Genomic DNA, 25,879 nt, shown 5'->3' on the forward strand with positions numbered 1-25,879 from the left:
TTGCAATTGCAGGACTGCTAAGCGAGAAGCCCACACTGTACCGAATGGTTAGTGTGGGAGTATGTCACTTTGTTAATAACAACCCCCATTAAAGTAATTTCTCCACTCAGTCGATCGCCTTGAGGAGATTTAATTTCTACAATTAACCCTTGTACTTCCAGGTTAGGCAAATTAGTAATTAATTTCTGGATAATTTCTAGTTGTGACTTTTCTTCTATCTTGGCTAAATTTTCCACAAGTAAATTCATCGTTATTGGAAAATCCGATCCTTCTGGATGTAGCGGTAAAACTAAAGTAAAATTAGAAGATTCAATAGCATTTTTTACCCAAATAATAGCCTGAGTTTCAATTCGTCTTTGCTGATACCAACCTTGATTTTTTAAATAATTAGCCACAGTTTCAGGTTGTATATTTTTGAGTAGATCGATATCTTTAACAATTAAATTCATAGCCTTTCACCTCTGAAAATTTTTTGCATAATGAATTCTAATTTAGTAGGAGTAAACAGATTATTTCTAGGGATTGAAACTGTAATGCTTTCCCGATTTTCTGTAGTTGCAGCTCCCTCTAAAGATAACCAATAACCACAATGTTTTAGACAAAGGGATGCCTCAGTTTGTTGTAGTCATTCATTAATCTGTTCCGGAACAATAACAACAATCAAAATAATTGGAGGATAACGATTTGTTAGCCTCAATTAGTTATAGTTCTTGATAGGCAAAGGATAGCGAATTAAATTATTACTAAAAACGTCTCTTGAAGTACATTTAACTTGAGCTTCAAGAATTTAGAATGCGCGAATTTAGAATTACCTCTCCTTGAAAAGAAGAGGATTGGATTAAAAGGAATTTTTTTCTTTATTTCTCCATGAATGGAGAGGCTTTATACCTTAATTTTTGGGTAAAGAATGGGAAATTTTTGTAGTTGGGGCGATTTTAATCTAGTAATAATTAAATCAACTCCCAATTGATCTAAAGGTGTAGTAGTTCTTTCACAAATACAACCTGCAACAGTTACAACTGCTCGAAGATAAGCATAACTAAACTCCTCTTTTTGCAGATTAATTTCCAGTTAATAACCTTGATAAATAAATTATTATATCAGTTGAAAATTTGCTTAGGATTCGCCGACAAGAAAAAATCCTGCCCAGTTGAGAGGTTCGGGATACTTTTTCATCGTGGTTAACATTGCTTGTCGGAGAGCTTGAGCTTTGTTTTGTTGAGCTTGCAGATTTTTGTAGAAATCTATCATTAATTCGGAAGTTGTTGAATCAGGAACTTTCCACAAAGAAATAACCACACTGGGAACTCCTGCTCCAACAAACGGACGGGCAATACCTACTACTCCATCGCTGGTAATTTCTCCTAACCCCGTTTCACAAGCACTTAAAACTACTAAATCTGCTGTCAAGTTTAATTGATAAATATCCAGTTCTCCTAAAAATCCCTGATCTTGTCTTGAAGGAGCAAAAGCTAAACTAAATGGAGTTCCATGAGTAGCTAAATGAATGATATTAGCATTGGGCATTAGTCTAGTAATTCTGGATTTTGTTGCTCTTCTACCTGTGATGGGAATAGTGTTTAGTAACTGAGCGATCGCTACTGCCTCTTTTTCAGCATCGGGTAAAGCAGTAAGTCTTTGACCATTGTGACTTCTGGGCATTAGTGGATTACCTACTACTAAGTTTAGACTGGATAGGTTTGGAGATTTTCGAGCTTTTTGTTGTTGAGTGAATTGCAGAAGTTTAATGGAGGGAGATATTCGCAGGGTATGTTTTTGAATTAGATATTGATTATCGCTTCCTTTAAGAGCGGCAAAGGGAACTCGAAATAATTCACCATCGGGAATAATAATTACTTCTTCTTCTGGATTTTTAGGTAATAGTTTGGCTATTGGTTCTATCAAAACTTTGTGGGTTTCTTTTAAACAATCATCATCATTTTGACAGCTACCTTCTGTTGCAGATTCTGGTAAGGCATCTCTTGTATTTCCTCTGACACTGGTAAAAGTATTTCTAGAAAGATGAGCCAAAGAAATTTCTGAGTTTTGATTACTGGAAGTAGTGGTTTGATTATTTATGATGGGAAAAATAGTTACAAATATGATGAAAGAACTGCTAATTAAAATAAGGTTTCGTTGATCGGAAAATTTTAGACTTAGAAAAATTCCGGTAATCAAAATAAGTAGGGGAATAAAGGGGATAAGGTTAGGAAATGAGTTAGAGTTTTTGTGGTCGGTTGATGAGTGGTTATTGGATAAAAGGCGACTATATTTAGAATTGACTGAACTGAGATTTTTATTAAAAAAATGAACTTCTCCTGTGGGTTTAACTACCCAGATATAAAGTTTGGGTTCGTAGGTCTGGTTCATCTCAAAATAATTAATACTTCTTGGCATGAAATATTTAACTAATGTTGCATTTTGCTGTCTTGCAATAGCTTTAATTTCATCAATAGTTATAGACGATTCTCTATTTTTATTGATTAGATAAGAGAGTATACGAGTACGACCATATTCAGCAAATTCTAAAGCTTCTTTATCTCTTCCTTGTTGAATGTGTAATTCTGTTAATCCATCAGTAAATATTTCAGGTAGTCCTACTAAAGAGCCTTCCCATAGACCACCAATAGCTATACCAGGAGTATCTCTATCTCCATCTAGGAAATGTACTATTGTCTCATTCCATGACTTTTTATCATTTTTCATAGCTTCAAAAAACTTTTTCTCGGCTGCATCTATTTTGCCTTGTCGGAGTAATGAAAATCCCAATCCTGACTTAATTGAAGAAAGATTAGCTTCTACTTGTACTTGTAATTCTAATTCTAATCTTTTTTTGTATTTTTCTACTGATTCTATTGCCTTTTTGTATTGTCTAATTGCTTCAGCATACTTACCTAACTTATAATAAATTAATCCTAGTCTTTGATACGACAAAAAAGAATTGCTATGGTCACTAGACTTTATAGACTTTTTCAAAGAATTAATTGCTTTGTTGTATTTTTTAGCACCAAAGTAAGCTTCGTGTATATTGTGAAAAGTATCTGGAACATCTCCTACTTTTAAGCTTCTTTCACAAGCTTTAATGGCTTTTTCCCAAGCTTCAGCAATGTTATAGCCTAGACATATTATTGAATTAATTCCAGGAATATTTTTTTTTAATGCTTCAATTTTTTCTAAGTCTTCTATAATAGCTATTTTATCTGCTTCAGATATAGGTAAGTTATATTGTCTTGTTCCTCTAATATGTATTAAAAACATTTTAATTTCTGCATACGATGTTTTTTCTGTTATTTCTATTCGGTAAGGATTATTAGCCCACGAATCTTGCGCTAAAGCTGAGGGAATAAAAAACTTATTTTGACTAAAACTTTCTAGAGGATTACCAATAATAGAAACTAAGGTAATTATTGCTGTTGTTGTTAACTGATAAAGCTTCATAATTAACACTCCTTTAAGTTGAAAAAATAATTCACCAGAATATAGCTATACACAATTTAGTTATTAGCGTTTCTGAAATAGACTGCTGCAAAATTGAGCCTCTGGAAGTAAGTAAAAACTCCTATTGCGACATACGCAATAAAACCACCGAAGCATCAATGAGCAAAAACTCCTATTGCGACATACGCAATAAAACCACCGAAGGTATTAATGAGCAAAAACTCCTATTGCGACATACGCAATAAAACCACCGAAGGTATTAATGAGCAAAAACTCCTATTGCGACATACGCAATAAAACCCGAAGCATCAATGAGTAAAAACTCCTATTGCGACATACGCAATAAAACCCGAACTATCAATGAGCAAAAACTCCTATTGCGACATACGCAATAAAACCATCGAAGCATCAATGAGTAAAAACTCTTATTGCGACATACGCAATAAAACCCGAACTATCAATGAGCAAAAACTCCTATTGCGACATACGCAATAAAACCATCAAAGTATCAATGAGCAAAAACTCCTATTGCGACATACGCAATAAAACCCGAAGCATCAATGAGTAAAAACTCCTATTGCGACATACGCAATAAAACCCGAACTATCAATGAGCAAAAACTCCTATTGCGACATACGCAATAAAACCATCAAAGTATCAATGAGTAAAAACTCCTATTGCCATATACGCAATAGAACTATTTCAGACAACATTCAGATGGAAAATTAATCTTTAAAATGGAAGTTTATATTGATAACTTTCCTCTGGCTGCCACCTATTCAAAATACTAGAAAAATTGTAATAAACTCGTTTACCTTCAGCAAAAGTATTAGGAGGGTCTTCTCCTCTTAAGAGTGGTGGTTTTTCACTAGGAATATCCTCGCTGTTAATCAAATCTTTTAATACTGAATCTGGATTATCACTTGATTCTAAAGTGAAAAGTAAATCTTCATTATTACAAGAAGCTCCCTTGTATTTGACCCCACATACTACCGGAATTTCCTGATTAGGAATCCAAGTTTCCAAGGTAGCAACAACATATTTTAATCTATCTCTATTGTATATATTCTGGAAACGCTCTGACACCATTTCACATCGCTTTTGTGGTGGATAATTTTTACCAAAATAATAATTATCTAACTTCCAGAGAATAACAATTATTTCTTCATTTGATTGAATATTTTCTACAATTGTTGCCGGAACATTTCTACCTTTATATTCACCAGTTCCACAAAAAAATCTCACCCTAGATACCGGAGTAGAATTTGCTTTAACCTCTAGGGATGAAGTGGGTGTAGTGGTAGGTGTTGGTTCTGACTCAGACTTAATAAAAGGAGTAATAGCTGTAATCAAACCAGCAATTCCACCTAGTAAACCAGCAACTCCACCTAGTACAGCAGCTAATGTAGTCCAGGGTTTTTTCTTATTATTGCTCATAGTTGTAAAAGGATAGGACTTTGTTGCAAAGTATTAAGAGTAGCGCATCTCTAATCTTACTTGAAATTTTCAGAGATGCCTTCTCCAATTAGTAATTTTGAACCATTTAAGTCAACTTCAAAATGGCTATCTAAAATTCCGTAATATTAAAATTGCTCGATAATTGATGATTTTTTGAAACGTGCTTTTGTGATTTTTCAGGACAGATAATACAACCAGAAAAACCCCATATCCATATATCGAACCTATCCCACTATTTTTAACAAGGTTATTTGTTTAAGTAAAATGTGTTGAAAAAGCTGAATTTTTGGTTTTTAACTCTCAAAATATTTAGGGTTTTTAGCAAAAATCTTATTAGTAGGATAGGTTAATATATAATTCCACTGACTATCTGTTCAATCAAATTTATTTCTTCCTTATTAACTTCTTCCTTCTGCAAGAGCGATCGCCTCTGATATCATGTCCGGTTGAATAGTCGTCATTGCGACGATAGGAAGCAATCTTCTAAACCTCTGAGATTGCTTCCTTCCACTCCGTTACAGTCGCAATGACTTGAATATAGTAATTAGGGTTTGCTTAGAGAAATTATCAATTCTTTCCCCCTACTCCCTACTCCCTACTCCCTACTCCCTACTCCCTCCTTTCCGTAATAACTAGCAATAATAGCTACCATCAACCACCAAAGCGTATTAATTTGAGGACGATACCAAACCGTATCCACCAAACCATGAGCCATTAATCCTACCATCCCTACCATTGCCCCAATTAACCAATACCCTTGACGATCGCCTGCATCTCGCAAACGTCTTAAATTTAATACACCTTGATTGAATGTCACCAACAGCAACCACAAAAAAGCAGTAAAACCAATAAAACCAGTTTCCACAATAATTTCTAAAGGTACCGAATAAGCACTCAAAGCACTGTAACGAGGTCGTTGATAAAGAGGATAGATTTTGTTAAACACATCATTTCCCGGCCCAATACCCAAAATCGGGCGATCGCGAATCATCTCAAATACAGACATCCAGACATTCATCCGAAAATTATTACTACTATCTTGACGACCTGCAAAAACACTAAAAACGCGATAGCGCAAAGGTTCTAGTAATACCACTGCCAGAATTAATAACCCTGCAAAACTCCCCACAGCTATTGGCAGCGACCAAGTTTGCCAAAAACTGGGCATATAGATGCTCCACCAATACCACATTAAAATTAACAGAGCAAAAATCAAAGCTATAAACCCAATCCAACTGCCTCTACTACCTGTGTAACGCAAACAAGCACAATTCACTAGCAACATTGTTACTGCCAGCAACTTTTGTGGCCAAGTACGCCAGGCAAAAATTGCGACAAAGCTCAAAGCAATGGCAGGTAGCAAATATCCACCTAATAAATTAGGATTTCCCAAGTAACTATACACGCGAGTAATGCCAGCTTGAGCAGAAGTAGGATCGTTCCAGGTAGCAAGGGGTTCAACTTTGTCTATCCATTGGCGAATACCGTAGAAACTGACTACCAAAGAAACCAATAAATAGATACTAATTAACCAAGAGCGGAGTTTAGGCGATCGCAGTACCATTGCTCCTAAAACAAATAGCAATAGATAAAGAGTTAACTTTACCCATCCACTAAAAGCAGCTGTTCTTGCTGGCGAAGTTGCCATTGCTAATGTGGCAATACCCCAATAAACGAATATCAGTAGATGAATGGGAGTTATATATTCCTGAGTGTTATCTGAGACGGCAAGCAATACCCAAAACCCTGCACCAGCAAGTAACAATAAACCAATCAGAGCAGTATTTACAAAAGGAGCTAGACTAAATACAATTGCCAGTAAAACAAAACCCAGAGCTTCTCCCCATTGCATTAACCAACTACCTCGTCGCCAGTTATGGAGGGAACCATTAATTAAACCATAGAGGTAGCTAGCATTTAGCCATGGAGAGTTAGAAAAAGAAAGATTAGTTAATGTTAACTTCTGCCAAACTGAGTTCATATTATTATCAATTGGATAAATAATCTTACAAATAGTATAAGCAATTCAAGAATTTAGAATTAAGAATTAAGAATTTAGAATTACCTCTTCTTATAAATAATGAGGATTGGATAAAAGGATTTTTTTTCTTATCTTGGTCCATTGGATATGGCGAGGAGACCTCGCCATCTCTTGACCGCTTTTTTCTCCATTAATGGAGATGCTTTATACCTGAATTTTTCGGTCAATTAAGTAAGGGCAATATCTAATTGTGCCATTCCAAGAATAATTCTTAATTTACCTAAATTACTTATTTCATAACTCAAATCACCAATGCCATAATTTTAAATTAAGAAGAAAACTATTCCCTATTTCCTACTTATAAAGTGGCAGAGTTAAAATATATCGATATCCTAATTCTGTAGAACCTTGAATCCAGAAAGAGCCACCATTTTGTTCTATTAATTGACAACTTAATAGTAATGCTAATAGATCCCGGGTAGGTTCAGCTGCAAAATTTTCTGTTGGCGTTTTGTCAAAAACTATTGTTGTTAGTTCATCAAATGTTATTTGTAATCTATTTAGCATTAAGCTAGACTGATTATTCTGCCTTTCAATCTCTAATAACTTTTGGGAATATAGTTGAGCATGAGGAAGATTATCTCCCAGAATAGGATGAGAAACCCACACTGCAATATTAAATTCTTCTTGCTTTTCAGACAAATGAATTTTTAATCCACTCCCTGAACCTGTAGATCTAATTACACTATAAATTAAGTTGTATAATGTCTGTTCCAAAGCTGTTTTATCAAAAAAACAAACCCGATCACTGGAACCAGCTAATAACTGAATCTTTATCTGCTGATGAACTGTTTCTGGTTCTAGGTCTCTTACTATCTGCTGACAGACATTTTTCACATCAACAGGAGTTTTTTCTGAATATTGGCCAGACTCATCCAGTTTTGTTAAGGCAATAATTTCTTCAACTAGCAATTTTAAATATCGACTTCTTTCATTAATAACTTCTACATATTCTCTCTGTTTATCAGTTAGAGAACCATATATTTCTTGATTTAAAACACTTCCCATCCCCATCACAGAAGTTAATGGGGTTAACATTTCTTGGGTTAAAAGACTGAGTAGTTTATTTTTAACTAAATTAGAAGATTTAGTAATAGATTCTTTATTCATTACAAAAAATTAGTTAGGAGATATTTGTTGTCAAGTTTTAGATCGAGTAACATTAATTAGCTGCAATGTAGGGAAGTGATATCCAACGTCCATAGGAGATATGGGAAAGATTGTTTATTACAGTTATTTAATGATAAATAATATTATTAGTGGTACTAATTCACTCAAAAATTTTACGAATAATTCAACACTTGGTATGTGAAATAATTTTATAAATTTATTTTCAGTGAATGCTTTTAGTCTATATATTCATGATTTTGGTTTTTAACTTTTGATATCTGTTTAAGTAGTTATACCAAATTAATTGTATATTTTATTGCCAGGTTAAATAGGTATGCCAAATTATTTTCAGAACTACTACTAAAGTATACAAGTATATTTTATACTCGGTGGTAGTCCATTGTAATGCAGGGCTGTTTCAATCAGGGTAAAACGTATTGGGGGAGTTAGTTTGGAAAGTATAGGTTGATGGGGGGTATGGGAAAATCTAACCTCTAAACCCACATTTTGCACCACAAAATATAGTATAGAAGGAGTCAGGAGTCAGGAGACAGGAGACAGGAGACAGAATTTTAGCGGAAAATCATAGCTACCGTGATTGAGTAATCAATCAAGCAAGTATTTATGCTTAATTATGTACTCGGAATTTGGTGAATAAAAAAAGTAATTGGGATGATTTGCATAGTATAAATACTTACCAAACTACAGATTTATATACTACTTTTGAGGTTGGGAAGCCTACATCATAATCTTTGATTTGATGTAGGAGAACGTCACTTGATACCGATCATTTAATAGTTTCTTCTAGGGCCTTTTGCAAATCTTCAGTCAGTTCTAATATGGCTGTACGACGTTTAGTTTTGTAACTCTCCCAACGCTGGGAAACAGAAATTGGTTTTCCTACTGTCATGTATACTATTTGTTTTCCTAGTGTCGGACGCTTGAGAGGATTACCGCCTTTAATACGATTAATCATATCCCATATTAGTAGAGTTGTATCAGCAAACCTTTCTACTGTTGGTTTTTCGGTAATATATTTGCCACTAACCGCAACAAAACTTTCGACTAATCTCATATGCCACATTCTTAGACTAGCCTCATGTGCAAGTCGATCTGCAAGAGCTTTGTCTAAAGGAGAAAGAGTTGCTAAATTTTCAATATCTTCTCTGTATATACAATTCCAACCCGCTTGTTCTAAACGACGACAACGATCTATAAAATTACCGCTGGCCTTAATATGAAAATATTCTTCTGCCACTTCCAAAGCAACATTGAGAAGAGCATTGAGGCGAGTGGCGATCGCTTCATTAATTTGGTCATCTGTTAAAGATTGTTGGGAAGAACTTTCTTCAGTCAAATTGGGTAGCTCTCGATGGTAGAACTTTCTATAAAATTCTTCCATTTTTGCTAATAAATGACCTGCTAATCTCAAAAGTCGCTGGTATAGTGCAGAAGGTGCTAACTTTTGCTGATGAGAAAGATTTTCTGAACCTGAAAATAAACCACTATCTTTTTCGAGCTTAGTTAAAAGTTGCTCTATATTTTCCCATGGTTCGCCCAAGTATTTATATTGAATACCTATTGGTACAATGAAAACTTCTTCAGAACGAGTTGCTTGATGTATATCCTCAACACACCAAAATCCCATCTGGGCAATACCAGGCTCTAAGGGACTAACTCTTTCATTATGGCCATTAGTAGCTCCTTCTGGAGCAGCCATCATTGGTAAACTGCCATTAGCAAATAATTCACGAGCTGATTTGAGTCCCTGACGGTCTATTTTTCCTCGATGAATTGAACTTCCTCCCAAATATGAATACCATTTACCTATAAGATTACCTGCCCATAAAGGAATACCTCGGTCAAAGATAAAATGATAGTGGAGAAGAGATGGAAGGATAATTCCTTGTTGTTTAGCAAATTTGGGCAATAGATACCAGATCATATATCCCAGACAGTAAGGATCGTTGGCATTAGGATGACGGAATGCCATCAGAAAGCGGTTTTTCCCCTGATGGAAGTTTTGATATAGTTGGGCTAGGGTTTCTAGGTTATCTACTTGTATGTCGGCGACAGACACTTGGTACTTCAGCCACCAAGGTAACATTAACTTTGTACCTAGTCGTACCAGGGGCTTGAAGTTAGGCGGAATATATTTTAGGGGTGGTTGAACGTGGATAGTTGAGTGGGACATTAAAATTTATTAGTTATTTATGGGTTAAATTTGACACTCCCGCCGTTAAATCAAAAATTATGACGGGAGTTTCGACTTAGTTAACAATTTGCGCAATTTAGCGACATAATACGCTAGTTCTCATATGCAAGTAGTAACGAGGGTGAAATTTGTATCTTCTGCACTAATCGCTGCTTAAGCATTTCTGGCAGTCTATCTAGGGCTTGCTGATTAAATACAAAAGTGTTTACTGGCAAAGGTTTCAGCCTTTGCAGGTACTAAGGGAGTACTAGCTTTTTTAGCTTTTTCCACCGAAAAACTGGTACTTTTTTTAACCCAAAAATGCACTTAGCCTTTATCTGTAAATACTTTGAGAATTAATCAGTAAGCCCTAATTAATAATTACCTCTCCTTGAAAAGAAGAGGATTGACTCAAAGGAAAATTTTTGCTTATTTCTCCTTTCAAGAAGAGGTTTTAAACCTTAATTATTCAGTAAATAACTATTTATAAATTATTTATACACAAACATATTGTTTTAATTTTTTTTCATATATAATCAGCCTATCTAATATATCTTTATAATACCAATTTAAAAAAAGAATGCTACGAAAATGTAGATATTGATTGAATATGCTTAAGAATAGCTGCTTCAGTTCATTTTAGATAGTTATTTCTATCGTTTTCCCCTTTTTTTCAATATTTACCCCTTCTTTATTATTCCCTCTTCCTTCTTTCATACGGACGTTGCATGCAACGTCCCTACCATTTGTAACAAATATTTATCAAATTGGTATAATTCTATAATTACTTCAATATTCAATCTCCCCATCCCCGCGTCTCCGCGTCTCCACGTCTCCGCCTCCTCAAGAACCCACTTCTCCGTCTCCCCATCCGCGCCTCTCCGCGTCTCCGCGTCTCCGCGTCCTCAAGAACCCACTTCTCCGTGTCCTCAAGAACCTGCGTCTCCCCTATTCCCACTCTTCTAATTTTTCTATCCAATTTGGCAATAAATTATTAATTTGTTCTCGTCGAGTTTCAAAATTTGCAGCTATCCAAATAAAGACAATTCCTACTATTAAACCGATTATCCATTTGAAAAAAGAGTAAAGAGAATTTAGGACAATTAGTTGGTTAAAAGCATTGATTAAAAATGTGACTGTTCCTATATAAAGAAAAGCTCTAGTTCGTAACCCTAATCCTGCGAAAATAGCAATTATACTAATTATTCCTGGTAGTAAACCAGTCCATTGATTTTCTAATAAAGCGATAAAACAAATTATTCCACTGCCAAAAAGTCGTAAGTTATGACGAAGATTTTTGTTTTTAGATAGTTCCAGAATTGGATCGACTTTAGCGATATAAAGTAATGATAATCCAATGGGAGTAATGTAAGTTAATGTCTGAAGAGATGCTTCTAAATTATTTAGCCAAATTATAAAAGCGCAATTAATTAAACCGACACTAATATAAGTTAATCGTATTTGCCGATCTACTTTGGCAATTACAATATAAAATCCTGCTGTTATGAGAGTTGAAGCATACCAATACCAAGGTGGAGCGGTGTCTAATCTTAAGTTGGTAAGAAATATAGTTACTATTGGCATAATTACAGCAATTCGTCGCCAAGGTTGTAGAGGCCATCCCCAATTTTCCCAAGGTAATAAATAGATAAAGTAAGAAATTATGGCAGTTATTGCACTTAGCCAATATAGTAAAATTTCCGTGATGGAAAGTAGGTTGATTATATAGATGGCAACAGCATATCCTTCTAAAACTCCTACATAAATCCAGGTTTCTGCTTGTTGTAAATTGGAATTATTTTTGCCTTGCATAATTGCATAGCGAGTCAAAAGTATTGCTGTGGTTAATCCTAATATTGGATTTGATTTGAAATTAGATATTATTAATAAAAGTAAGATTGAGCTGCTGACTGCCCAATGTATATTGGCAATATTTTTAATTTCTGTTTCTGTGATTTTTAAGTAATCTAATAACCAAGGAGATAATAATCGATAACTATAAGTGATGGTTGTTCCAAGGCTGGCATAAGCAATTAATTTATCTGCTAATGGTAGGGAATAAATTTGATATAAAAGTAGTTCGGCAGCAGCACAGGATATTCCGATAATACCTAAGTACAATATTGGTTTTAATGTGCTTTTTCTCCTGCCTATTCCAATCAATATAAATGATAGAGCTAAGGAAGTTAAACCAGTCCAACTTTCAAAAGTACCTACACGGAATAAAGCGCCTAAAATACCATAAAGTAATGGCATTACTTGCCAGCATCTAGGTAAATTATTAATACCTGTTTTTCTTTGTAACCAATCTCCTAAAATTTGAGTCGATAATCCTAATCCAATATTAGCTATTGCTAAATTTATTGTTGATTTATCTACAAAGCCTAAAGTTTCAACTATTAGTAATTCTAAAGCCCAACCAAAACTATAAACTGTGGCGGTAGATTGAACAAAATTATGGAGACTAAATGTAATTGATGAGTTTTCTGCTGTTTGTTTAATTGAGCCTCGATAGCCAATGGCAAATAATATTAAAATAGTAGAAATAATTACTGTGATTGAGGGATTAATAATTTGCCAATAAATGCCGAAAGAGTGGATTGTTAAGAAGATTAATTCTAAACTACAGAGAGTAATTGCCCAACCATCTATTGCTTGAGTATAAATATTAAATAACTGCCCAGGTAATCTAATTATTCGAGAGTACAAAAACCACAAAATCACTAAAAATATACTAATGGTTAATAACCACCCTGCTCCAGAAACAGGAGATAAACCTAACACACCTTCACCCAGGCAAAAACTTACGAAAATTAAGACGAAGCCTACTGTAATATTTGCTGCTGTTTGAGTTAATAAGTATTTAGTATTAATCAACATTAAAGTTGTGCCTAAACCCAAACCAATTAATCGAGTTTCTGGCTGCCATAAAGTTAAAATTTGTAGCATAATTACAGCAGCCACACTTAAGCCACTTGCTCTTTGTCTGAAAGATATTATTTTATTATTTTCTTTTAGGTTTAATACCCCGCCGTCTACAGACTGTGTACCATTGATTGGAGTTTGATTCCCCATCGACTTTTTCCCACTTTGCTCCTTCTTTCTTCCTTCTTCTCCCCCCCTTTCAAAGGGGGGCAAGGGGGGATACCTTTTACTAGCAATAATCGTTAGAGCTAGAGGAGTAATAAACCAAATAATTCCCCATTTTGCTGATAATTTACAATTCATAACCATGCAAAGATCAGATGGGAAAATTTCTAATTTACTCAACCATAAAATATAACTAATAACTGCTAAAACTAAACCAAGATGCCAAGAACTTAAACAGAAACAACTTAATAATGAAATAGAGGATGTGGGCGTGACTATTCTTGTTTCTGCTGTTATCTTTGTCTCTAAGCTAAATATTCCCCATTCCGCCAGCATAATTACTGAACAAATTATTGCCCACATTTCTAAACTTATACTAGGCAAGAAATAATTAATCCCAGAAAATATTGATAATAAACCAGTGATATGAGTTAGATAAACAAGGCTAACTTTTATAGGTTGACGACGAGAGGTAAAAATAGCAAGAGTAATAGTTGAACCTAAGAAGTTGAGAAATATAACTAGAGGATTTTGCCAAGATAATATATTTAAAAATACTCCAAAACCTAAGCAAATTTTCTCGCTAAACTTAGCTAAATTAATTTGTTGACGACGATAAATCCAATCTGTCGCCCAGACCATAAATATTAAGTAGGGAAACCAAGCTAAACTAAGCAATGATTCTGGTGAATTTTGGGCGTTAAAAATTTGAGTTGTTGTAGTAATTAATGTTTGTCTAACTGCAACTGGAATTAATCGCCATCCTAACCAAGTTGTTTGTAAACCAATCAGAAAAATTACAGATATGTCAATAGATTGCCAAGACTTTTGTAGATTTTCTGCTAGTAAGAATAAGCCAATAATACTAATGATAAATGCCTGCCAAGGTTGAGCATTGACTGAAACTAACCACCCAATTAACAGTAAACTAATCCCAATTCTATTTTGTACAAATAATTTTCTTTGAATCTGATTATTCCTTAATAAAATCCATCCACTAATTCCTAAAGCTAATCCTAATTTTGTAATATCTACATTGGCAACAAAAATTGCTCGAACTAACAAAATGCCTAAAGCATAAATTACCATCGCAATTCCGGTTAATGGGTCGCCAGTAGTAGTTTGATTTTCAATTTCTATTGTTTTTGTAATAGGTGGAGTTTGGTTATGATAAATAGTAGCGATCGCTGTACCAATAACTCCTAAATAAATTGCCAAAATTGGAAATCCTGAAAATCTCCAACCATAATGTAAATAACTCAGACTTAATAAGTTCAGCGAAGTAATTGAGATCCAATTTGTAGAGACAGAATTATTGAATTTTTTATCAAAATAAATGATGATGCTAGTGAGTAAGAAAGAAGCGATCGCTACTATTAACAATTCCCCAATATTTCTCCACAAACCTAAGCCATCTATTGCCCAAAAGTTTACAGGTACTAACAGTAACGTCACCAATCGTAATGTCTCAGAAGTTAAGCGCAAACCTCCAACTTTTCTCGTCCAAAATGTCGCTCCCCAAAAGCATAATGTATATGCTAAAAGTACTAAATATTGTCCGGTAGGTGGAAATTTTTCCCACTGACTAGCAGCAAGTAATCCAGAAGATATGACCACCATAAATAAACCTAAAAAAAGTAGCCATCGGAGGCTAATTTCTGCCATCAATGACTTTAATAATTTAGCGATTAAATTAGGAGATTTTCTTGTTTTTTCTGGATGTCCCAGTTCTCCTCCTGGTTTTCGATGGCTGGAGTCTGATTCCTTTTCCTTTGTGACTGGGGTTTTTTCCGATCGCTGATCGCTTGAGGGCGGTAATGATGAGGTCTTACTATCTTTGTTACATATTCCTTTGAGTCGTTCTACCTCTTCAATCAGTTTTTCTATGAGGCATTGCTGTTCCCAAACCAGTTCTGCCAGAGCTTCTTTGGACAGTAGCTCTAAATCTTTTCGGTCTTTTGGGATATCTGGTGGCTTAAATTTCATTTCTTATCAGTAATACAGACCTTTCCTTTTTTGTCAACCCCTACACCTGAATGCTTACTTAATAATTAAACAATTCTGGTTTAAAGCCTCCCCTTTTAAGGGGAAAAAAGCGGTTGAGGGATGGCGAGGTTTCCTCGCCATATCCAATCAACCAAGAGAAGAAATAATATTTCCTTATTTTCAATCCTCTCGGTTAAAACCCGAGGTAATTATCAATTATCCATTATCCATTATCAATTAATGAATTCTTCCCTACGGACGTTGCATGCAACGTCCCTACCATTTGTAAAAAACATTGCTCGCCCTTAATATAAAACCTAAAAAAACTCTAGAATAATTAAGCAATTGTCACTAGAGGTTCTGAAAAGAAACCAACTTTACCTCCATAAGCACGATATAAATTTTCTTCCTGCAATACAACCTGCCGATCGCCAACAGCAATTAACTCTTTATTTAACAGAATCAAATCATCAAAATTAGTAATAGATTCCCCTAAATCATGATTAACAACTATGACAATTTTTCCAGCATTTGCTAATTCGTGAAAAATCCCAAAAATAATATTTTCCGTTTTCTGGTCAACCCCAACAAATGGTTCATCAAAACAAAAAACATCAGCTTCCTGAGCTAATGATCGTGCTAAAAATACCCGTTGCTGCTGACCGCCAGAAAGTTGACCAATGGGGCGATCGCGATAACCATCCATTCCCACCCTGGCCAATGCCTCCATCCCTATCTGCCGACTTACTGTAGAAAAGCGACGAAACCAACCTGTTTTTACTACCCGCCCCATCATTACCACATCCCAGACAGTGGCTGGGTAAGTCCAATCAATTTGCGACCGCTGAGGTACATAAGCAACTATTTTTAACTGCTCTGAAAGAGCTTTGTCATTATACATAATAGAACCCTCAGTTACGGGAATTAACCCTAACATTCCCTTCAAGAGGGTACTTTTACCCGCACCATTTGGTCCAATAATACCAGTTAATTTTCCTGCTTGTACCTGTAGGGTAATGTCTCGCAACGCTTCAACGGTACGATAATAGACTCTTAAATGACTTACTGTGATTTTAGTTTGATTCATTTTTTTCATCCCCTTGAAAGGGTTGGCTTGAAACCTTATTTTTTGGTCAAAAGTATTGATTGGTAAGACTTTTAGGATTTTGTAACTGGTTAGTTATTTCTGTCATTCTGCACTAGCTATCCCTCTTTCCATAACTCAAGAAGGAGGCATATTCTCTAGAAAAGAACTTTAAAATCAAGGTTTGCATCAATGGAATATAGCAGTTGAAACAAAGGGCGGGGAGATTCAAAAGTTTAAAACTCAGACAAAGTAATACTTTTTCTTCTTCCTTCTTCCTTCTTCCTTTTTCCTTCTTCCTTCTTCCTTCTTTACTTCTGCTATATCAAAAATATGAAAACAATATGATATACATTATGAAAGGAATATGAAAAGTTGTCAATTAAAATGAAAATGAAATTAAGCAGTATTTCTACTCAAGGTTTCCCACAAAAGTTGTGGCCAGCATTAGGAATTTTATTGGGATTATGGATAAGTAGCTGTGCTGCCCCATTTTCAGACGGTAATGAAAAAAAACCTAAAGTAGTTTCCACTAATACCATCATTGCCGATATGACAGAAAAAATAGGTGAGGATGAAATTGAGCATCAGGGAATTATGAAACCCGGAGCTGACCCCCATATTTATGAACCTGTGCCTGCTGATAGTGTGGCTTTTGAGGAAGCGGAGTTAATTCTTTACAATGGCTACAATTTGGAACCTGCTTTAATTAAACTGATGAATGCTGCTGGTATAAAAGCCGAAAAATTGGCAGTGGGGGAAAAGGTGACACCATTGCAAAATCCAGATAAGGGTGAGTTAGTGCCAGATCCCCATGTTTGGGGCGATGCGAAAAATGGGATTTTGATGGTAAATGGGATTCGGGATGCTTTGATTAAGTTGTCACCGGAAGATCGAGAGCTGTTTACGGAGAATGCAGCGAAACTAATTGAAGAATTACTGGCAGTTGATACTTGGATTAGCGAACAAATAGCAACTATTCCAGAAAGTAAGCGCCGACTGGTGACGACTCATGATGCTTTTGAATATTATGTGAGAGCTTATGGTTTACAAATGACAGGTACTTTGATTGGGATGAGTACCGAAGAGCAACCCAGTGCCAAGACGGTGAAAAATTTGGCAGAGGAAATTAAGAAAACTGGAGTACCTGCTATTTTTGCGGAGACAACAATTAATCCTCAGTTGATCGCAACTGTAGCTCAGGAAGCAGGAGTAAAATTAGCGCCAAAAGAGTTATATTCTGATTCTATCGGCGCTCCCGGGAGTGAGGGAGATAGTTACGTTAAAATGTTAGAGTCTAATACTCGAGCAATAGTGGAAGCTTTAGGTGGGAAATATACTGCCTTTGAATGGGAACAAAAATCTACTCCGGCAGTACAAGCACAGTAATATCATGTCCGGGTAAAGGAGTAGGGGAGTGGGGGAGTGGGGGAGTGGGGGAGTGGGGGAGATTAAATATTAGACTTGTCGCTTTATAACTTCAAAAATCCCCAAAAGCCTTGTTCTATAAGGATTGTAGATATTGACGACCAAAAACCCTTGGAATTATTGCTCTGTCTAGGTTGGAGCGATTTTTTCCCTCTATTTAGCGACAACTCTATTGAAATCATTAATGCAGCTAGAGAGAATTCATTAACAGAATTAGTAAATCCGCTTGGAAGTTTTTTTCAGTGAAAATAACTTAGAAAAATATTATTTTTCAGATACAACAAAACAAATATAGGACTTATGCGAAAGAAAAATTATACAGCATTTGTAGGAGTTAACGGTCGTTCATCCCCGCTATCTGTAGTGGTTTGCGTAAGTCATGAAATAGTAATACAAAATTCACGCAAAGTCAGTTACATCTTAATTTGTGATTTATTCCTAAAAGAAAAAATTATAAATTCCATAAATTCTAAAATTCCCACCTTTTTTCCTCTTTTTTATTATGTTTTTCTTTCTCTGTTCCCAGCTCCGCTGTTCCTTGTGTCCTCACGCTTTGCAATATTTTATGAAATTGGTGTAAGAAAATAAATTTACCAGATTTGCTCGCCTAATTGGAGGAAGTTAAAAATCAACCTTGAAACTATAATCTATAAATTTATGATTCTGCTTCTTTAAAGCAAAAATTTTAGTATTTTCTTCCTGGTAACTTAATAAGTTTTTAGTATAATTAAAATATGTTCTAAGAGTTGAGCGCTTTATATCATCTCTGGTAGCATCGGAGCTTGTATAGAATAAAGTCACAATTAGAAGAAACCCTTCTGCCTTCTGCCTTTTGCATAGCTGTCTTCCTTCCACCAAAATATAAGTACTCAAGTGGACATGATATGATGCAATAATTATAATAGTAAAAAACAATGACATTAAGTAAAAAAGAAAGAAAAGATAAGATTCGTATAATCGCCAAAAATTCAGGTATAAGACAAGAGTACCTGGATTTAAAACTGACAGATGACGACATCTTGGAAGTGTATGAAAACCTACGTCCTTTGCAAATTGTCAAACCTGCGAATACTTACAACAGATATATGTTAAGTCAAAATACAGGTGAAGCAAATAAAAAGGCAAAGATGGCAGAAACGAAAGCTAATGCAGAAAAAGAAAGAGCAGATCGAGCTGAGAGTCAACTACAGCAATTTTTAAATCCGGAAAATTCTGAGCTTCTACAAATAGGTCGATGGTTAAAAAATGCACTATCTAAAGTAGGTAAAGAACGTGCTGAATTATTAAAAGAAAAAGACTTAGTGCATAAGACTGACTACGAACATCATGTAGAAGATATAAAAGATGCTATGGAAGAACATCAACAAATTGCAGAGGAAGTTGTTTTAGAAAGTCATCAACTCAAAAAAGAAGTTAACACTAAGCTTGATGTATTAAGACACCAACAAAATATGACCAAGAAATATATTATCAAGCACTACGGTATGGATATATGGCAGAAAATTGAATATTATTTTGATAAAAAAGTGGTTTAAAAGAGGTAGTTTCAATGAAGATAGTTCAAGGTTTAAATTATCGGCAATGGCAACAAAGAAATACAGATAAGTTTAAAACTCTGACAGTTGCACAACAAAAGGAAGCTCGAGCGCAAGGATTTTTCAATCGAGGATGGGATAAAGTTCAAACATCATGGGATATACTGATGTCTTTTGTTAATATAGCGAATAACAATGTTGTCACTATGTTCGATCATAAACTTAACAAAGGGGATCTTATTGGCGCCATCGATCGCTCGCTCCATGAAACAGAACATATTGAAGAAGTTTTAAACCAGCAAGTTGACAAAATTGACCAAATTTTGCAGAAAGCAACAGATATATTTAACAAAACTAAAAAACGGTTTGCTACATATGAAACAGCAATGGAGCATAGATACAATGAGCAAAGTAAGACTTGATAAACTATATACACTATACGACGCTTCTGAAATCAAAGATATTTGGGATGCAGCTCAAACAGTACCCTGTATCAAAGACCCAAAAGAGGGTTTGATCAGTCCATATAAGTATCGAACTAATAAAAGCTTCAAACCATGTCCCTATTGTGGAAAAAAAATGGTGCATGGTAGACAATATTCTACTCAGTCCAAGGAAGAAGCTAAAAAACGAGGTTATGAGTACAAAACAGTCGATGGGAAACTATACATAAATCAAGCGGGTTCATTTTACTATCACGAACATTACGTTACCATTGACCACAAATTGAATAAGGCACGTTTCCCAGAAAAAATGTTTGATTATGATAACCTAGAAGCAATTTGTTGGCGTTGCAATAATGAAAAAAGTGATAATCTTATATTTGAATTAGAACATAAACTAGAACATCTTAAATCATTAAAGGAGTCTGTTTTTAACAGATATCCAAATGCAAATTCATGAAATATTTGGTATAGGAAAATTGCTCGCTAGTGCCAACAAATTTTATAGTTACAGCAGTTTTGGAGTTGATGAGGTACAAAATTTTAGGACTTTAGGGAGTAGGGAGTAGGGAGTAGGGAGTAGGGAAAAAAAGATTAGCCTTAAAAGTGTACCTCATGCTTCCTAAAAAGTGCTGTAAATTTTTACTGCCACTAGCGATCGCCTGTCAAATTCTAGCTAAAGTATTATATCATGTCCGGTTGAGTAGTTATAAATAAGGGAGTAGGGAGTAGGGAGTAGGGAGTAGGGAGTAGGGAGTAGGGAGAATAAAAAGATTTGTACTGCAAGTGACTGTTTTGGTTTTTTTCATCACTAATTATCCGGACATGATATTATAGTGGTTTTCACAAAGGTAGATTACAAAACTTCTGCCCTCTGCCTTCTGCCTTTTGCCTTTAAGCCAAAATCTCTGTACTCTATGAAACATGAAAACTGCTATATGACTTCTTCCCTCTTTTTCCATTCAGCTATTTTGATATCACACTCCAGACAGCTAGGATTTTCTATTTTCAACTGCTTGATTTGATCAAACAACCCGCTATATAATTCCTGAGCAATTGTTACAAATAATAATGAGTTAACTACTACAATAATTTGACTGATAACTGTTAGTGTAACTCCTCCGTAGGAAGCTAATTGTTCGCTGAAATGACCTATTTTCATTGGGCTTAATTTGCTCGTATTTCACTAAATAAAGTTGCTTATTTCTATTAAGACCCTACATTTTTATATATGACTTATTTCTTTATGCTTAATTCAGTTTTTTTTAATATTTCTTAATTTTAAAAAATCATCAAATCAAAATTTAATTTACTGTTTTAATTGATACAAAACAACTCGATTACGCCCTGCTTTCTTAGCCTGATACAAAGCTTCATCAGCCCGTTGAATAATCTGTTCCCCTGTAGTTCCATGTAGAGGAAAACAAGCCACTCCCAAAGAAACAGTAATATATAGCAAAGTTTCTCCTTGATTTTGTAATGATAATTTACTCACTCCCGAACAAATCATATCTGCTCTTTTTTGAGCAATTTCTAGAGTAGTATTAGTTAATATCACAGTCATTTCTTCTCCACCATAACGACAAACAATATCATATTTTCTGACTTTTGTCTGTAAAAAATGTGCTATTTTTTGGAGTACAATATCTCCTACATCATGACCATAAGTATCGTTAAACTGTTTAAAGTGATCGACATCTACCATGATAATACTTAGAGGTTGTTGATAACGTTTCGCTTTGATAATTTCTTGCTTGAGAGATTCATCTAAATAGCGTCTATTAAATAAACCTGTTAGGGAATCACGAATACTTTCATTTCTTAATTTTTCTCTAAGTTTGAGGTTGTACAGTCCTAAAGAAATTTGTTCGGCGACAGTACGAGCTAACTGTTGTTGATAGTTACTAATTCCTTGTGGCAGTTCACTTTGTAGATAAAATATCCCCCAAACTTTACCTTGAGATAACAGGGGTATACAAATAGTGCCAGTAATTTGAGGTTTCTGATGAACGTGACTACAAAATAATTCTGGTTGAGTATTGCTGGCAATATGAATTTGTTGATGGCGCAATGCCGAGCAATGACTAAATTCAAGCAACATTTCACTATGCGCTAGATTGCCATAATGACTAACACTTTCAAATTTATTGTTATCTTCATCTCTTGATAACACGATGCCAGAAAAGTCTGGAAACAATTTTTTGATAAATTCTGCTAGCATTTTTTTCGTATCTTCAATTTTTTCGCAAGCTTGTAAAAAATCTATCATTTGGTTAATAGTTGCCATTTCTTGATTGTGTTGCTCCAGTCTATTTACTGATTCTTGTAAATGCTGTACTTTTTGCTCTAGATGATTATTATTACGATGCAACATTTCAATTTTCTCAGTTTGTAAGCGATCGACTTCCTGTTGTAATATCTGAATCATGCCATACATATCCACAGTATTCAGATTCTCCAACAAGCTAGTTTGCGTAACGATCCCTAACAATTGGTCATTACTACCACATACTACTAATCGCTTTACTCGCAACCTTTGCATTTTTTGATGAGCCACCCATAAGCTATCAAACGGAGTCAAACTATGTAAAGGTGTACTCATAACTTTTGAAGCTCTGAATTGTCTGATATTCATCCCCAGTGCTTGAAATTGCACAATGTCTCTTTCTGTGACAATTCCAATGGGATATAATTGCTGTTGTGGATCTGTGCGCACTATTACTATAGAACTCACTTGATACTTTGCCATTTTTTCTGCTAGAGCAAATATAGATAGATCGGGCGATCCATGAATAACATTAGTAGTCATCACTTCTTTCACCTGTCGATGTTTGAGTAAATCGACTGATTTTAAAGAATTACGGAGACTTGTTACTGTAATTAAGCCTACTAATTCCCCTGTCTTGGATAATACTGGTAGATGACGAATTTTATGCTGCCGAAAACAATTGACAACTGTTAAAATATTTTCGATATCTGAAGCAACTATTGTAATCAACTGCCGAGTCATCACATCATTGATTTTCAGATTTTCTATAGAAATTTCTTGGGTAATTAAGCGTACTATATCTCGCTCGGTTAGTATTCCTAATAGTTGATTATTTTCTACTACTAATAAACAACTCGATCGCTTGCTTGGCTTTATACTTTGATTTGATTCTGTAACTGCATCAATCCCCTCATCTTCCTCCCTAGCTTGACTGAGCTGATTTATTGCTTCAGTCAGTGGCATATCTGAAGTAACTATCAGGGGATTTTTTTCAATTGCTTTCTCAATCTGTGAGTTTAAAAATTGACCTGTGTTAGTAGACATGGCTCTTCAACAATTAATAATTAATAATTAATAATTAATAATTACCTCTCCTGTAAGCATTCAGCCGTCAGCCGTCAGCCGTCAGCCATCAGCTATTGCTTTTAGTTTAGGAGAAAAGCAATATTTAACTGTATTACTACAAAAGTTGCCTCCCTTGCCCTTAAAGTAAGTTGTTAATTTAAACACCGTCCTTTAAGGAGAGAGTCTTGTTGCTGAAGTCCGCAGTTCCGACCTAGGAGGCTAGCTGACCGCTAATAGCTGTTTGCGCAGCATTCCGTAGGAAATGCTTACCCTCTCCTTGAAAACGGATAGGATTGACTAATCATGAAAATTTTTTCTTATTTCTCCTTTAGTGGAGATATCTAATCAATATTAAGTAGAAGTAGTAGAATACAATTTGTACATTCTACCACTTCTAAATAATACAAAAATGTTATGGAAGAAATTTTAGGTTGTAAGTTTTAGGTTAATGGTTCAATTGACAATAAGGTGGTAGATTATAGCTAAAATATATAACTTAAATAATACCATTTTTCTATGAAGTTGTGACGGCATTGGTAAATTAGTGCATGATATTAATCTTAACTACTTAGGAGTCAACCCACCCCTCGCCCCTCCCCTTCCCAACCCACCCCTAGCCCCTCCCAGGAGGGGAGGGGAAGTCAGGAGTCAGGAGTCAACCCACCCCTCGCCCCTCCCCCTCCCAGGAGGGGAAGAAAGAAGAAGAAACAGGAGTAGAAGGATAAAGTTTTTTGGTCGCGTAAAGGTCATGGACTTCTATCGCGCTCTTATCCGGACATGATATCATACCTCAAATTACCAACGCCCCATTTTTCTATGAAGTTGTGACCAGATAGAAAATTATTAAGTGCATCGTTACAAAGAAATGGTATTAGTACATTTGGAGTATAGAACCCCCGATCGTATCTTTTAGCTCTCTCCAGAAAAGAGGGAGTAGGGAGTAGGGGCGAATCGCGATTCGCCCGTACAGGAGTAGGGAACCAACCCCTCGCCCCTCCCCCGACCGTGGAGGGGAAGAATTGATGACACGCTCTACAATAATTGATTTGATTTTTGATGATTGGAAATGTCTTTCTCCGAAAAGATATATGCTTAAGTTAAGTAATAGGAGCGTACGCCTAAATTTTTAGAGATGCCACTCAGGGGTTTTATAGTCTGAATAATCTTGAAATAGCAGTCAGCAGTCAGCACTCAGCGGTCAGCGGTCAGCTCTCAAGACGTATGATGGTGGATACTCAAGAGAAACAGATCCGCGTCTACCAACCCCCGGAACACACACACCACGCGCTTTTTCAAATATAGTGGGGGACTTAAACCCGCCGATTTTAGCTGTTAACGCAGTTCCTCTGTAAGAGGCTAGCTGATAGCTGATAGCTTGTTAATATTGGCGTGATTTGGCAATTTTTAAACTAAGTAAAACTACTGGTATAATCCCTACCAATACAATAGCTAAGGCCGGACCTGCTGCCTCAGTTAACCTTTCATCAGAAGCCAAATTATAAACCCTGACTGCTAAGGTATCAAAATTAAACGGACGAATTACCATTGTTGCAGGTAACTCTTTCATCACATCCACAAAAGTTAACATTGCTCCCGTTAATAACCCTCCCCACATCATCGGTGCATGAACTTTAACCAGAGTCTTCGTGGGCCCATAACCTAAACTTCGGGAAGCATCATCTAAACTTGGCTTGATTTTGAGCAAGCTTGACTCCACAGCACCAAATGCTACCGCCATAAACCTTACCAAATAAGCAAACACCAATGCTGTAATAGTGCCACTGAATAATAAACCAGTTGAAAACCCGAACACTGAACGCATAAAACTATCAATAATATTATCAACCGCACCAACGGGAATCAAAATTCCCACTGCAATAACTGAACCTGGCACAGCATAACCCATTGCAGCAATGCGGGTTGATAAACGCATTCCCAAATTTCGATTCAACCGCACTCCATAAGCCATAATTAAGGCGATCGCCACGGCTAAAACAGCAGTAATTCCTGCCAAAATCAAACTATGGGAAGCATAACTCCAAAACTTTCCCCGAAAACTTTCCGCACTTTCAGCAATAGTCATTTCTAATAATAATCCTGCTGGCAACAAAAAACCTAACAAGACTGGCAGCAAACAAGCAAATAAACTGACCATTGCACGTATTCCACTTAAGTGAAACTGCTGCAATTTTTGATATTGACTGCTAGTTTGATAATATTTTGCCTGCCGACGTGACCATAACTCCAGCAAAATTAACCATAAAATAAATAACATTAATACTGCTGCTAGTTGTGCTGCAGCAACTCTCTCTCCCATGCCAAACCAAGTCCGATATATGCCAGTGGTAAATGTTTCTACTCCAAAATATTGCACTGTACCAAAATCATTGAGAGTCTCCATCAGTGCTAGAGCTAAACCTGCCATTATTGCTGGCCGCGCTAAAGGTAAAGCTATTTTGTAAAAGCTATGCCAAGGGTTGCATCCCAGGGAGCGACTAGCTTCTAAAGTACAGGTTGATTGTTCTAAAAAAGCAACTCGTGTTAGTAAGTAAACATAAGGATATAGGGTAAGGGTTAACAAAGCGATCGCTCCTCCCATGGAACGGATCTCCGGGAACCAATAATCATTAACACTTGCCCAACCAAATACCTCTCGCAACCACATTTGTACAGGCCCATAAAATTCTAGTAATTCTGTGTAGGTGTAGGCCAGAACATAGGCGGGAGTTGCCAATGGT

General features: G+C 35.7%; 15 protein-coding genes and 1 pseudogene. 4 read left to right on the forward strand and 12 right to left on the reverse strand.

The features are described from left to right. Window positions 1–17 precede the first annotated feature (17 nt). The 9 genes and pseudogenes from F6K54_RS16460 to F6K54_RS16495 all read right to left on the reverse strand — a co-directional run bounded on the left by F6K54_RS16460 (window position 18) and on the right by F6K54_RS16495 (window position 16,404). Window positions 18–449, reverse strand: coding sequence for a hypothetical protein (locus F6K54_RS16460; protein ID WP_293079294.1), 432 nt, complete (start codon window positions 447–449; stop codon window positions 18–20). Continuing rightward, window positions 446–589: pseudogene (locus tag F6K54_RS42960) on the reverse strand (DUF4365 domain-containing protein); the annotation flags it as partial. The pseudogene F6K54_RS42960 and the gene F6K54_RS16460, both read right to left, overlap by 4 nt. 527 nt (window positions 590–1,116) lie before the next feature. Continuing rightward, a complete protein-coding gene (locus F6K54_RS16465) occupies window positions 1,117–3,438 on the reverse strand; it encodes a CHAT domain-containing protein (RefSeq protein ID WP_293079296.1) in 2,322 nt (773 codons plus the stop codon). Between the two features lie 732 nt (window positions 3,439–4,170). Next, complete coding sequence (locus F6K54_RS16470) at window positions 4,171–4,875, reverse strand: COP23 domain-containing protein (protein WP_293079298.1); 705 nt, start codon at window positions 4,873–4,875, stop codon at window positions 4,171–4,173. A gap of 616 nt (window positions 4,876–5,491) precedes the next feature. Next, entirely contained in the window at window positions 5,492–6,877 is a 1,386-nt protein-coding gene (locus F6K54_RS16475; protein ID WP_293079299.1) for an IctB family putative bicarbonate transporter, read from the reverse strand. Between the two features lie 354 nt (window positions 6,878–7,231). After that, complete coding sequence (locus tag F6K54_RS16480; protein WP_293079301.1) at window positions 7,232–8,047, reverse strand: sensor histidine kinase KdpD; 816 nt, start codon at window positions 8,045–8,047, stop codon at window positions 7,232–7,234. Between the two features lie 787 nt (window positions 8,048–8,834). After that, a complete protein-coding gene (locus tag F6K54_RS16485; protein ID WP_293079303.1) occupies window positions 8,835–10,241 on the reverse strand; it encodes a 1-acyl-sn-glycerol-3-phosphate acyltransferase in 1,407 nt (468 codons plus the stop codon). Between the two features lie 948 nt (window positions 10,242–11,189). Beyond that, complete coding sequence (locus F6K54_RS16490) at window positions 11,190–15,317, reverse strand: DUF6444 domain-containing protein (protein ID WP_293079305.1); 4,128 nt, start codon at window positions 15,315–15,317, stop codon at window positions 11,190–11,192. A gap of 337 nt (window positions 15,318–15,654) precedes the next feature. Beyond that, entirely contained in the window at window positions 15,655–16,404 is a 750-nt protein-coding gene (locus F6K54_RS16495; protein ID WP_293079307.1) for a metal ABC transporter ATP-binding protein, read from the reverse strand. A 390-nt stretch (window positions 16,405–16,794) separates the two neighbouring features. Between F6K54_RS16495 and F6K54_RS16500 the strand changes: the two genes are divergently transcribed. From F6K54_RS16500 to F6K54_RS16515, 4 genes are all read left to right on the forward strand, one after another. Continuing rightward, window positions 16,795–17,790 carry a metal ABC transporter solute-binding protein, Zn/Mn family gene (locus F6K54_RS16500; protein WP_293079321.1) on the forward strand — a complete coding sequence of 332 codons (996 nt, stop codon included), beginning with the start codon at window positions 16,795–16,797 and terminating at the stop codon, window positions 17,788–17,790. A gap of 953 nt (window positions 17,791–18,743) precedes the next feature. Then, the gene (locus F6K54_RS16505) at window positions 18,744–19,364 is read left to right on the forward strand and encodes a hypothetical protein (protein ID WP_293079309.1); all 621 of its coding nucleotides are present in this window, start codon (window positions 18,744–18,746) and stop codon (window positions 19,362–19,364) included. A gap of 14 nt (window positions 19,365–19,378) precedes the next feature. Further along, window positions 19,379–19,786, forward strand: a complete 408-nt coding sequence (locus F6K54_RS16510) for a hypothetical protein (protein ID WP_293079311.1) — start codon at window positions 19,379–19,381, stop codon at window positions 19,784–19,786. Further along, window positions 19,767–20,267 (forward strand): HNH endonuclease, encoded by a 501-nt coding sequence (locus tag F6K54_RS16515; RefSeq protein WP_293079313.1) that lies wholly within the window; start codon window positions 19,767–19,769, stop codon window positions 20,265–20,267. The genes F6K54_RS16510 and F6K54_RS16515 overlap by 20 nt, the downstream gene beginning before the upstream one ends. Before the next feature lie 474 nt (window positions 20,268–20,741). On the opposite strand, the gene F6K54_RS16520 is transcribed toward F6K54_RS16515, so the two are convergent. The 3 genes from F6K54_RS16520 to F6K54_RS16530 all read right to left on the reverse strand — a co-directional run. Continuing rightward, entirely contained in the window at window positions 20,742–20,969 is a 228-nt protein-coding gene (locus F6K54_RS16520) for a hypothetical protein (protein ID WP_293079315.1), read from the reverse strand. Window positions 20,970–21,116: 147 nt separating this feature from the next. Next, window positions 21,117–23,120 carry a diguanylate cyclase gene (locus tag F6K54_RS16525; RefSeq protein WP_293079317.1) on the reverse strand — a complete coding sequence of 668 codons (2,004 nt, stop codon included), beginning with the start codon at window positions 23,118–23,120 and terminating at the stop codon, window positions 21,117–21,119. A gap of 1,399 nt (window positions 23,121–24,519) precedes the next feature. Then, on the reverse strand, window positions 24,520–25,879 hold a 1,360-nt coding region (locus F6K54_RS16530; protein WP_293079319.1), incomplete at its 5' end, for an iron ABC transporter permease.

It is taken from the genome of Okeania sp. SIO3B5, from assembly GCF_010692555.1.
GTDB lineage: Bacteria > Cyanobacteriota > Cyanobacteriia > Cyanobacteriales > Microcoleaceae > Okeania.